Raw genomic sequence first — 10,096 nt, 5'->3', positions numbered from 1 at the left:
GAGTACAGAATTTAAGGAGGTTCGTTATGAAGAGGTTCGTATCATTAATTCTTTCAGTGTGTTTTTTGTTTTCGATAAATACTGTGTCTTATGCTGCTAACATAAGCAGCCGTAAAGCTAGCAATCCTGTTATTCAAAGCATGAATGATAAGTATCATGTTGATTTTTCGGGAATGTCGATAGATGAATTAAATAAGTTTATCGATAAGATGAAAGATGAAGATCAAACACGTGCATCTGGAAATTTGTTAAATAATACACAGCTTGCATGGTTGGCAGCTGCGCAAATTGCACGGGATAAGGGATATGAATGTGCGGCTCTTATGGTTGAATTCTCTGTATATAATATTGACTATTCTGAGAGTGTGACGGATTCTTCGACGCCATTGCTTGACAAGTTAAACACGACAACAGTTTTTAATAATTATAAAAACAAAGTACTTAATAGTGGCTTGAAAGATTTTAGTGGAGGAAGTTGGTCTTTTACAATTCAAAAGTCTGATAATGCAGATTTATTCTATGCATTGCATAGGGTAAGCACCTCTGGAACAGGCTTCATGATTGGTAATTCTATAATGTATTACTTGATTACCGTTCATGACACATTTGATTTTGCATATGACAACAACTATGACGACTTGTTTACTACTACAGTGAACAATTGGGCTTGGTTGTGCCAGCAGACGCATGTGTTGAATCCCATAGAGATAAATCTTAGCACGGCTATTGGATAAAAAATCAGTGGTATTTATTTTTTTGCGAAAGTAAAAGTTGAAATCTAAAATAAGGATGGCTCTAACGTATGAAAAATTTTACGGAGGTGTTTCCAATGCAGAGCAACTGATGTATAAGAAATCTTGTGTATACTCTAAAAGTAAAGAAGGAAAATTAAAATAGCTAGTGAAAAAATATCTCGTAGAATTTTTTTGAAAGCAAGTGGGATTGTGGCTCTTTCTTCAATGGAGCTTAACTCTGGGCTGACTGCTTTTGCAGATAATCAAAGTGATGGAAGCAAATCTCATATCGAGAGATACCATAGATACGATTTTGATACAAAAGAAGAATCTATAGAGGAAATTATAGTTGAAACCAATTCCTTCACGGATGGAGAGACAACTGCAGGCTATTTTCCAAATGGAAAGATTTCGGATATTGATCTATCCGATCTGTATGCGATTATCGGAAGCAATGATATCACTGTTGTTGATAATCCAACGGCAACACCATATTGTAGTACGGTATGCCTACAGATAACGACCAATAATGGAGGGACAAATTATGGTTCTGGATTTATGATTGGGCCTAATGCACTTGCAACAGCAGCACATAATCTATACAGTATAAAGGAAAAAGCCTACGTTAAGTCGGTAAATGTCGCACCTGCTCGATCTGATAATAGTAAACCTTTTGGAAGCGAAAATGTATCGGCAAGTTCGATGATTGTTAGTGATTCTTATCTTGCTGGAACAAGTTCGGAGGATTGGGCGATTATTACGCTCAAGAATAATTTAGGAACGAAAACGGGATGGCTTGGGTTACATTGGCAGTCTAGCAATTATTCATCATCACAGTTGGTGTATGCTTATGGCTATCCGAGCCAAATAAATGGTGCCGATGCGAGATATCGGATGTGTAAATCTTCTGGGTATATTAGAAGTCAGACTTCAAAATATCTCAAGGGCGATTGGGATTTGACAGGTGGCTTTAGTGGTGGTCCTCTTGTAGAATATATTTCTGGAGCTGGGTATGTAGCTATCGGAATCCATAAAGATGGAAGCACAATTGATGGTTCTTCATATCCAACTTCTTATACAGGGGCATTGAGAATAACACAATCGCTTTATACGCTGTTCCTTTCATACAGAGGTTGATAAAATGAAATGCAAACGGAAGATTATGGTTGGCATAGCATTTGTGGCAGTGGTTCTCTGCATTCTATTTCAATCGAATACATTCGGAAGAAAAAAATCGGAACTTATAATTGAAGAAGTTGACCTGAAGAACAATTGTATTTATGCGACTGCAAAAAATCAATTATATGATACGGATGACAATTATATAATTTATGGCGTATCAAACTACTTGAAAGGAAATCTTCAGTTGTCGTATCTTAAAGAAGGCGAAAGCATTCTTGTGATATCAAACGGTAAGGTGTTGCTATCAGATCCGTATCAATTTGATAAAATATACAGTATTCAACTGTTGCAATAGCGTTTCATTTTCTCAATAAATAATATAAGCTATTTACAGCTGCCTCCTCTGTTAAGTGGTGGTGCAGTGCTTATTCTCAATAACGATGCGATTGATGAAAATGATAGACCTTTTTGGAATTTAGAATTTTCTCAATAATCAAGCCCCCAAAATGGCAAACTTGAAATCATCGAGAGATACATAAAATATAGGGTTAAATCGACTTTCGTGTCGAAAAAACAAGTGCTAGAAATAGCAAAATTCATTGAATTTTAGAATGACATTTATAAGAAACCAGTAGATTTGCCTGATATTTGTGATTTCTTTGACCGTTGGGCCATTGATTTTGCACTACATTGATTTTGCACTACTATGAGCAAAGGAAAAACTTAAAATAAGCAAACAACCCGCCATTTGCAGCGACTGCAAGTAGCGGGTTGTTTGGCCTATTTAGAGGTTAGTCTTTCAGTTTGCCATGGTCACAGCCAAGTGAGAGATAATGCTCAATCTCACCACTCAGCACAAGCTGGACGCACTCCAAGGGCTTGTTGTATAGTAGCCAATCAAGTTCAGCTCGCTGTGCCGGGGTATTGCCGTATTCGTCCTCGATGGCAAGGCAGTCAATGGCAATGGCAGAGCCATCAGCGAACTGGGCTTCCGCTCGGTTGGTGTCCATATTATAGTGCCAAGAACGTGCTTTTTGAGAACTATTCTGGTCAAAAATTCGATTTTGTTTCATTTGAATGCCCTCTTTGATGCTTTTATGATTTAGTTTTTTGACGAGATGAGGTCTCTTTTTTCTTTCTCTTGAGTCACCCAACCGCACTATCCTGCATCCGTAGCGCAGATCACGCTCTCAACATCCGGGCGGTGCATGAGCTTTTTCAAAATGCCAAACTGCTTTTTGGTGCTGGCAGACACAAGGTATTGCCATTTCTCTGGCAGAATAGGCAGGTCGGCCACACTCCATTTAACGTACTTGGCATCGTAGACATTGGGCGGAGCCAGCTCCACCAGATGACCAATACACCAGCTCACCAGATAGCCATTGCCTTCAAAGTAGCCGTCTTTGCGGCTGGTAGCGCCAAGGACTTTTGCATAGGACATAGCGACAGATGGCTTTTCTGCTACAACTAGAATTGAAATAAGCGTTCCCTCCAATCTGTTTTCATTTGGATATGTACGGCGGCAAAACGCCGCCTTAAAATCAGATGGGTTCGGTATCCTCCTCGCCGGCTTCTTCCGGCTCATCCTCCACAGGAATCTCAAAATCGCCCTTGTCCTCGGTGTAGTTTGCATCGGGGTCAAGGGCTTCTTTTTCGGCCTGCTTTTTCTGCTTCTGCTTTGTGAAAGCATAGAAGCCGCCGCCTGCTGCCAGCGCAATCAGCACGACCACACCCAGAAAGCCCGATGCGATCTTTGTGACCTTATTTTCCTCGGGCTGTTCCGTGCCGGATGCTGCCGCTTCTTCGGCGGCTTTCTTGGCTTCTTCCTCGGATTTCAGCCTGTCCCGTTCCGCCTGCGCCGCCGCTTCCTTTTCGGCGGTATAAGCGTCCGCATCTTCTTCCTCCATAAGAGCCAACAGGTCGGCTTCATCCACAAGATTCATAAAGTGGACGGTCTGCTGCCCCTTGGCGTTGCGGTCAATCACCAGATAGAAAGTCGCACCCGACTTCGACACCAGTGTAATGAACTGCTGTCCGCTGCCATCGGAATAGTTGGTGTGGTAGTCGTCCACCAGCGTCAGATTGCCCTCCGGGGTCAGGGCACCAGCGGTTTCGTCCGTGATGGTGACAACATCCTCCTCCACCACTTCCGGCAGAATCGGCTGCTCCACGGGGGCGGCTTTGCCCTCAAAGGCAAAGGCAGGAGCCGCCATACCAGCGCACAGTGCCGCCGATACCAACAGCGCCCCAAGTTTCTTAATCTTCATCTGCACCGACCTCCTTCTCAAAAGTTGCACCCACAGCAGACAGCGTAGCCGGGTTCGGGGTGGCGGTAGCCGACTGCCGTAGCAGGGCGGCGAGCTGTTCCGGCGTAACCTTTGCAGTTCGCACCATCTCGTTGACCTCGGCGGAATCCTCCTCCTGAATGCGCCGCTCCAGAATCTCGATACGATTATTCAGTTTGATGCGGCGTTCCTTCTCTTTTGCCAACATCGCCCGCAGCTTATCCGATTTTTCGCTCATAGTAATTCCTCCAATCATTTTGAAAGCCGTCCGAACCCGGCGAGATGCTTCTCCCAGTAGGACGAGTGAATGTTTGCGTACTTGATGGGGTCTCCGGCACTGACCATCATGCCATTGCCCAGATAGATTCCGGTATGGCTCATGCCGGGGGTGTCGTAGGTGCCTTTGAAAAAGACCAAATCTCCGGGCTTTGCTTCGGCCTCGCTGATGTGCTGGCTCTTATTCCACAAGCCGTTGGCGGTAGTGCGCCCCACATCGTAGCCGTTCTGGTTATACACCCAGCAGACGTAGCCGGAGCAGTCAAAGCCTGTTTCCGGGGAGGAACCGCCCCAGACGTAAGGCGTGCCCACATACTTTTGGGCTTCCTTGTAGATGGCGGCGAACTCCTCATCCGTCAGGGCTTCTGCCGGAACCTGATAGTCGATGCCCGGCGAGCCGGAACCATCGGAGCCACCGGGCGGCAATCCGCCGTTGAACAGATAGGGTCTGCCGCCCAGCGTATCCTGAAAAATCTCGTACCGTTTCCATTGGTCGGCATTCAATTCTTCCCGGATAACGACTTCCAGCCCTTTGTTCACCAGCTTTGTGTGAAAAATGCGGTACTCATAGGGCACCTGCGTGGGAACAGGGATTCCTGCCGGGCTGATGACCCAGACGGTCTTATACCGTATCTGCACCTCCACCCATGTGGTCAGCTTGTACTGCTTTTTGAAGGTCTCTTTCAACTTGCCCTGCACCTCCGACCGGGTATAATCGTCATACAGAGTCGTGAGAAAAGAGGTCAACTGCCATGGGTCATGCTCGATGGGATCAAGATGGTACTGGTACTCGTTGTAGCCGGGGTGGTCGGTGGGAGTGCGCTTGATCTTTTTGTCCAGTTCCTTCTCCAGTTTCTTGTAGTCCTGTTCTGCACCCCGGATATCCCTGTCCTCGGCAGAGTACATGGTCTGCCCGGACACCTGTGTGCCGCCGGAAAAGAGGATGCCGCAAGACGAGAAGCCGGACATCACCATGAGGATGAGCAAAAGAAAAACGCCCACGATCACCAGAACGTGTGCGTTGCTCTTGGCGGCATTCGCCAGCCCTTTCACGGCAGTGCTGACGGCAGTTTTGCCCTTTTCTACCGCCTGTTCCATGCTGGACCGGGCGGCAGATGCACCGTTGGATGCCGCTTTGCCGCCTGCGGTCTGCGCCGCCGTGCCCGAACGGGCAGCGGCATAGTAGCTTTTGTGGATTTCTTGCCGCTGTTTCCAGCGGGAAAACCAGTTGGAGCCGCCCTCGCCGGTGCAGGATGCGCCTGCATCTTGTGCCGAAGTCGGATTCTGTGCAGAAGATCTTGCGGTTTTGGAGCCTTTCTTGCCCTGTATCTTGGCTTTCTTCTTGAGCTTCCGGGCATAGCGGCTTTTGGAAATATCACGGACATTTCCTGCCGCTTTTTCGCCCTCGCTCAACGCCTGCACACCGACATTTTCATCCTCGTACTGGTCAACTTCGTGATGCACCGCAGACCGGGCGGCATGGGCAGCGTACATCTCCCGCTTCTGCGCCTTACTCAACCGGCTCAGTTCGTCCGGGGTCAGTTCCGCCTTGCCGAACCGCAGGTGCTGGTTTTTTTCGGCGGTCTTTTCTGCATTGGTTTTCAGTTTCTTCTTTCTGGGCACCGTCTGCTCTACCTTGGCTTTTTTCGGGGGAGAACGGGTCTTTTTTGCGGACGTTTCCTCTTTGATGTTCAGCTTCGGTTCACTCATTTCTGCGCGCCCTCCGAGACTTCACCCAACTTGGTGGTCATAATGCGGTAGAGTTCCAGATCGGTGGGGAAACGGTCCACAAAGGGCAGGATGACATTGCCGAAAAACAGCAGCCCTTCGCCCTCGCCGGAGTGGGTGACGTAGGAAAGCTGATGGGGCGAAATATTGAGCTGCTTTGCGAGGATCTGCCGGTCTCCTGCCGCCTGATTCAGCATGATGATCATGTCGCTGTTCTCGAAAATATTTTCGACCTCACGAGAAGAAAGAAGGTCTTTCACGTTTTGGGTCAGCCCTGTGGGAATACCGCCCCACTTGCGGAAACGCTTCCAGATCTCCACGGAATACGCCGCAGTCTGCTCCTCTTTTAAGAGGAGGTGCATCTCATCCATATAATACCGGGTGGACTTTCCGCTGCTGCGGTTTGCCGTGACACGCCCCCACACCTGATCCTGCACAATGAGCATACCAAGTTTCTTCATCTGCTTGCCCAGTTCCTTGATGTCGTAGCAGACGATGCGGTTATTGACGTTCACGTTAGTGCGATGATTGAACAGGTTCAGGGAGCCTTTCACATAGATTTCCAGTGCCGTGGCAACATGGTGGGCTTCTTTCTCGTCCTGTTGGAGCAGGGCATTGTACAAGTCCTCAAGGATGGGCATATTCTCCGGGCAGGGGTCGGCAAAATATTTGCGATAAATCAGATGCACACAGCGGTCGATGACGGTTTTCTCCACCGGCAGCAGCCCTTCTTTGCCGCCCACCACCAGTTCACACAAAGAAAGAATAAAGTCAGCTTTCAGGGAAAGCGGGTTATCTTCCTCCGAATAGTTGGCGTTAATGTCCATCGGATTGATGAACTGGGTGCTGTTGGGGCTGATTTTGATGACCTGACCTTTCAAACGATTCACCAGCGGCGAGTATTCGCCTTCGGGGTCGTTGATGATAATATCATCGTCCGTCACCAGAAACGCATTGGCAATTTCACGCTTTGCTGAGAAACTTTTGCCGGAGCCGGGAGTACCCAAAATCAGGCCATTGGGGTTCTTCAGCTTCTTCCGGTCCACCATGATAAGGTTGTTGGACAGAGCATTCAGCCCATAGTACAGGCTCTCTTTACCGGACTGATACAGTTCCTGCGTGGTGAACGGGATGAAAATGGCCGTGCTGCTGGTGGTCAGCCCTCGCTGAATTTCGATCTGACAGTCTGCCAGCGGCAGGCTGCTCATCAGCCCCTGCTCCTGCTGAAAGTCAAGGCGGCACAGGTTGCAGTTGTGCTTCTGTGCAATGCTGGATGCCTGAAAAACGTTGTTTTCCAGTTCCTGCTCTGTGCGTCCAGTGTTCAGCACCAGAAAAGTGACGAGGAACATTCGCTCGTTCTGGCTCTGCAATTCTTTCAGCAGGGCTTTGGCATCCCTGCCGTAGGTCGCCAAATCCGACGGAATGATGTCGATATCATACCCGGCACGGATGGCTTTCTTCTGCTCCTCGATCTTGCTGCGGTCCAGTTCCGTGATGGTGCGCTTCACGGTCTTAATGGCACGGTTCTGGTCAACAGACTGAATGTGCATGGTGACGATCTGGCTGGAATCCATGTCCAGAAAATCCTTCAACAGCTGGTCGCTGATGTCGGATGCCGTGATGCTCAGAAAGCTGGCAGCGCAATAGATGCCGCCCATCTGGAAGGTGCGGCTGTTCTTGAAGGCAAAGGCGGTTGGTGCGATGGCATCCTTTACGGAAAGACCGCTTTTCACAAGGTCTTTCCAGTCAAAGTGGAACTTGCTGGCACCGTCCATGTTGAACATATCGTGCATGAGTTTCAGCCGCTGGACACCGTTCAGGGGCTTTGCCTGCACCCCCAGTCGGTGAAAGTTGTTGAGCAAATCGTTCTGGATGTGGTCAAGCCGCGGCTTGACCTGCGCCATGCTTTCGCCCTCCACACCGAAGGTGATGAACTTGGTCTTGGTCAGACCATTATTGCCCTTGGCAAGTTGCTGGCGCAGCATCTGGCTGTACTCAGCACGAACATCATCGAAACCATCTCGCTGGTACGGGATACGGATGCTTTTCTCAAACTCGGTGCTGTCGGTTGCCATGTTCACAAAGGACAGTTCAAATTTGATGGAGCTGTCGAAGAAGTTCAGAAAACTGCACCATTCCTCAAAAATGGCGGTCTTGTCCTCCTGCTGCGCCAACTGATAATTGATGTCCTGATACTGGATGGTGCGGGTGTAGTAGTTTGCTTTCACCCGGCAGGTGCCATCCTCAAACATCCGCTGCATGGGGATGGACTGCTGGGCGGTCCGGGGAACAGCAGGCTTTGCTTTCTGCCTGCGCTTCTGCGCAGACTGGGGTTTGCTGTGCTTACCGGTCTTTTTCCAAAACGGAATCATAGGTTGCGCCTCCCTTCATCAAAATCGCATAGTAGTTGTTGGTCTTGTAGGGGCGAATCTTCGGGCGGAGAAACCGGGACTGCACATAGTACGACAGCAGCTTTTCCATAGGTTGACCGTTTTTCTCGTACATCCCAAGGAAGAAAGCCGGCAGCATCACCGCCATCATACCGAGGGTGGCGGCAGTGTTGCCGCCAGAATCCCGGAGAACAAAAAACAGCGGCACTCCAATGAGAGCCGCTGTGCCAAAACAAAGTAGTTGCCGTTTCGTCAAATTGAATGCGGCCTTCGATTTCACTTTCGTCAGATCACGGGGAACGGAAATATACGCAGCCAATAAAGCACCTCCTTTAGTGCGCTCCGAGGACGGATTTCGTCACGGAGCTTGTCTTGAACAGGCTGAAACAAAGCAGAACGGTGTAGCCGACAATGCTCCAGATGGAATTGATTGCATCCCCGGAAATCGCCACCGACTGTATCAGCACGGCGTAAATTGCCACGCAAATGAGGATGAGAAAGCCTTGAAAACCCAGCGCAAACAGGCATTTCAGGTAGTTCTGCCCCATGTGCGATTGCTCGTGGTTGCCCCATGTTGCCATGGGGATGGGCGCAAGGCTCACCATGCAGTAGATCTCGATCATACGCCCGTAGACGATGACAAAAATGATGATGCTCAATATCCGCATGGTGATTCCGATGAAGAAGGACTGCAAAAACAGCCCGAATAATGGGCCGACATCCATCTGCATCAGGCTGGATTCCAGCATCGACAAGCCAATGTCGTTGACACGGGTATTTCCGGCAATGATACCGCTGGAATCGGACACCACCTTCTGGGTGATGTCGAACACTGCCATCACAATATCGAAGGTGTTGCTGATGAGCCACACCGACACCGCCGTTTTGAAGATCCAGCGCATGATGAGGGCAGGCTCGAACTGCGCCATATTGTTATGCTGAGTGATCATTTCAATCAACTCATAACAGGCGATGAAGGTCAGGATGATGCCTGCAATGGGCAGCACCACATTCCGGGAGAGAGCTTCGATCATTGCAAACACCCGTGGTTCAAAGCTGGAGGGCTTGGTGCCCACCTGCTGGGCAATGTTTCCCACCTGCGTGTTCACATCGTCGAACAGACCGGAAAGGTTTGACATAATGCCTGCCGTCAGGATGCCTTTGATCCAGTCGGCAATGGCTTTGAGAACGGTTTCCATTCAGTCACCGTCCTTAGCTGAAGTGGTTGATAAGGGTCTTGAGAAGGTTCAGGAGGAAAATAATGTGGGTCAAAAACTGCATAAGACACCGCCTTTCATTGATGGGTGGAGATTCGTACCGCAATGCGCTCCTTATGATAAAGGGCTGTTATCCACAGCAAAGATGGAGCGATTGCGTATGTACAGGCGGGAAGACCCGCCTGCGACTCTTAGCCGAACAGACCAGACAGCAGAGGAATCAGGATGATGCCCACCAGAGCAACGCCGCCGCCAGCCATGAGCTGCTTCATGCCCTGAGACTTTGCTTATGTGTGATAAAGAAGTAATAGAAGTGTAAAAAATTTTGCCGTTCCTATCCGGCA

9 protein-coding genes and 2 pseudogenes are annotated in these 10,096 nt (G+C 48.8%); 2 read left to right on the top strand and 9 right to left on the bottom strand.

The window, feature by feature from the left end:
* Positions 1-26: 26 nt before the first annotated feature.
* The gene (locus tag ACT8X9_RS11300) at positions 27-734 is read left to right on the top strand and encodes a hypothetical protein (protein ID WP_015536562.1); all 708 of its coding nucleotides are present in this window, start codon (positions 27-29) and stop codon (positions 732-734) included.
* A 210-nt stretch (positions 735-944) separates the two neighbouring features.
* Entirely contained in the window at positions 945-1,871 is a 927-nt protein-coding gene (locus ACT8X9_RS11295; RefSeq protein ID WP_005924705.1) for a trypsin-like serine peptidase, read from the top strand.
* 776 nt (positions 1,872-2,647) lie between these two features.
* Here the strand turns inward: ACT8X9_RS11295 and ACT8X9_RS11290 are convergent.
* The 9 genes and pseudogenes from ACT8X9_RS11290 to ACT8X9_RS11250 form a co-directional block, all read right to left on the bottom strand.
* On the bottom strand, positions 2,648-2,929 hold the full coding sequence (locus ACT8X9_RS11290; RefSeq protein WP_015536560.1) for a DUF6061 family protein: 282 nt from the start codon (positions 2,927-2,929) through the stop codon (positions 2,648-2,650).
* Positions 2,930-3,018: 89 nt separating this feature from the next.
* Positions 3,019-3,336, bottom strand: a pseudogene (locus ACT8X9_RS11285) (toprim domain-containing protein); the annotation flags it as partial.
* 61 nt (positions 3,337-3,397) lie between these two features.
* Positions 3,398-4,123: a DUF4366 domain-containing protein gene (locus ACT8X9_RS11280; RefSeq protein WP_444269055.1), complete on the bottom strand. Its 726-nt coding sequence runs from the start codon at positions 4,121-4,123 to the stop codon at positions 3,398-3,400.
* Positions 4,113-4,379, bottom strand: a complete 267-nt coding sequence (locus ACT8X9_RS11275; RefSeq protein WP_444269054.1) for a DUF4315 family protein — start codon at positions 4,377-4,379, stop codon at positions 4,113-4,115. The genes ACT8X9_RS11280 and ACT8X9_RS11275 overlap by 11 nt, the downstream gene beginning before the upstream one ends.
* Before the next feature lie 14 nt (positions 4,380-4,393).
* Complete coding sequence (locus ACT8X9_RS11270) at positions 4,394-6,127, bottom strand: C40 family peptidase (protein ID WP_444269053.1); 1,734 nt, start codon at positions 6,125-6,127, stop codon at positions 4,394-4,396.
* Positions 6,124-8,517 carry a VirB4-like conjugal transfer ATPase, CD1110 family gene (locus ACT8X9_RS11265; protein WP_444269052.1) on the bottom strand — a complete coding sequence of 798 codons (2,394 nt, stop codon included), beginning with the start codon at positions 8,515-8,517 and terminating at the stop codon, positions 6,124-6,126. Before ACT8X9_RS11265 ends, ACT8X9_RS11270 begins: the two co-directional genes overlap by 4 nt.
* On the bottom strand, positions 8,489-8,854 hold the full coding sequence (locus tag ACT8X9_RS11260) for a PrgI family protein (RefSeq protein WP_444269051.1): 366 nt from the start codon (positions 8,852-8,854) through the stop codon (positions 8,489-8,491). The genes ACT8X9_RS11265 and ACT8X9_RS11260 overlap by 29 nt, the downstream gene beginning before the upstream one ends.
* Positions 8,855-8,867: 13 nt before the next feature.
* Positions 8,868-9,734, bottom strand: a complete 867-nt coding sequence (locus ACT8X9_RS11255) for a VirB6/TrbL-like conjugal transfer protein, CD1112 family (RefSeq protein ID WP_444269050.1) — start codon at positions 9,732-9,734, stop codon at positions 8,868-8,870.
* Between the two features lie 209 nt (positions 9,735-9,943).
* Positions 9,944-10,039: pseudogene (locus tag ACT8X9_RS11250) on the bottom strand (Maff2 family mobile element protein); the annotation flags it as partial.
* Between the last annotated feature and the right edge of the window lie 57 nt (positions 10,040-10,096).

The sequence above is a fragment of the Faecalibacterium sp. genome (assembly GCF_052358865.1).
Taxonomy (GTDB): Bacteria; Bacillota; Clostridia; order Oscillospirales; family Ruminococcaceae; genus Faecalibacterium; species Faecalibacterium butyricigenerans.
The sequence above is the reverse complement of the archived record's forward strand: the minus strand, read 5'-3'. Positions and strand labels throughout refer to the sequence as shown.

Excerpts from the sequence above, each read along its gene's own strand:
- ACT8X9_RS11300 (WP_015536562.1), top strand. The coding sequence starts at position 27 with ATGAAGAGGTTCGTATCATTAATTCTTTCAGTGTGTTTTTTGTTTTCG.
- ACT8X9_RS11290 (WP_015536560.1), bottom strand. The coding sequence starts at position 2,929 with ATGAAACAAAATCGAATTTTTGACCAGAATAGTTCTCAAAAAGCACGT.
- ACT8X9_RS11280 (WP_444269055.1), bottom strand. The coding sequence starts at position 4,123 with ATGAAGATTAAGAAACTTGGGGCGCTGTTGGTATCGGCGGCACTGTGC.
- ACT8X9_RS11275 (WP_444269054.1), bottom strand. The coding sequence starts at position 4,379 with ATGAGCGAAAAATCGGATAAGCTGCGGGCGATGTTGGCAAAAGAGAAG.
- ACT8X9_RS11270 (WP_444269053.1), bottom strand. The coding sequence starts at position 6,127 with ATGAGTGAACCGAAGCTGAACATCAAAGAGGAAACGTCCGCAAAAAAG.
- ACT8X9_RS11265 (WP_444269052.1), bottom strand. The coding sequence starts at position 8,517 with ATGATTCCGTTTTGGAAAAAGACCGGTAAGCACAGCAAACCCCAGTCT.
- ACT8X9_RS11255 (WP_444269050.1), bottom strand. The coding sequence starts at position 9,734 with ATGGAAACCGTTCTCAAAGCCATTGCCGACTGGATCAAAGGCATCCTG.